Origin of the sequence: Dietzia sp. B19 (assembly GCF_014145155.1) — a bacterium.
In the GTDB taxonomy this organism is placed as follows: Bacteria; Actinomycetota; Actinomycetes; order Mycobacteriales; family Mycobacteriaceae; genus Dietzia; species Dietzia natronolimnaea.
In genome coordinates, this window is record NZ_JAALED010000117.1 from 1 (window position 1) to 1,026 (window position 1,026).

General features: G+C 67.8%; 3 protein-coding genes. All 3 read right to left on the reverse strand.

Features of this window, described 5'->3' with window-relative positions; translation table 11 throughout:
• Positions 1-295: DivIVA domain-containing protein (locus G6020_RS04555; protein ID WP_182609820.1), on the reverse strand; the 295-nt coding region annotated here is incomplete at its 3' end.
• A gap of 155 nt (positions 296-450) precedes the next feature.
• Positions 451-750, reverse strand: a complete 300-nt coding sequence (locus G6020_RS04560; RefSeq protein ID WP_179525073.1) for a YggT family protein — start codon at positions 748-750, stop codon at positions 451-453.
• A gap of 71 nt (positions 751-821) precedes the next feature.
• Positions 822-1,026, reverse strand: a 205-nt coding sequence (locus G6020_RS04565; protein ID WP_182609821.1) for a cell division protein SepF, incomplete at its 5' end; no start/stop codon positions are given.

Consider the following 1,026-nt stretch of genomic DNA (forward strand, 5'->3'; position numbering starts at 1 on the left):
GGGGCGCGGCGGCCGGCGTGGCGGCCTGGGGCTCCTCGACGCGGCCGGCACCCGAACCGCTCGCGGAGTCACCGGGGGCCTTGTCGGACTTCTCCGCCGCCTTGCGGGCCTTCTCGAGGTCCTTGTTCAGCTCCTCGACACGCTGACGGAGGTCGTCGTTGTCCTCCACGAGCTTTCCGAGCTCCTCCTCGACCAGGTCGAGAAACTGGTCGACCTCGTCCTCGTTGTAGCCCCGCTTACCGATCGGCGGCTTTGAGAACGCGACGTTGTGCACATCGGCTGGAGTCAAGCGCATGGGATACCCCTCGTGGTCGTCTCGGGTGCCGGCCCGGCGTTCTCGAACCGGACCCACGACATCATTACTACCTTAACGCGTGCCAATCTAGTCACATTCGGCCCGCGCGTCACCTGCGGCCCGCCGCGGGCGTCACCCACGGCCGGCAGCCCGGCTCACGCGACGCTGGTCATGAGGATCCGCAGGATCAGCTGGATCACGATGATGATCACGAAGAGGACGAGGACCGACAGGTCCAGCGAGACCTGGCCGAGCCGCACGGGCTTGATGACCTTGCGCAGCGCCTTGACCGGCGGGTCGGTGATGGTGAACAGCCACTCGAGGATCACCGCCAGGAAGCCACGGGGATTCCAGCCGCGGGAGAAGGAGGCGATCATCTCCACGACGATCCTGGCGAGCAGCAGGTACCAGAAGACCTGGGTGATGATGTAAAGGACCAGCAGGATTTCACGCACGACATAACCCTACTGGCAGTGGCCGGCGCCGCGCCGCCGGCACCCGGTCAGGCGGGGTGGGCACCCGGGGGTCAGCGACGGAACGCGCCGTTGACGGCGTCGCGGACCTCGGCCTCGGTGAGGTCCATCCCGGCGGGCTGCAGGAGGAAGGTGCGCTCGCGGTCGGTGACCTTCTCCATGCGGCCGTCGAGTCCGAAGACCAGGCCGGCGGCGAAGTCGACCATCCGGCGGGCGTCGCCGGAGGCCATGGTGGACAGATCGAGCACCACGGCGCGT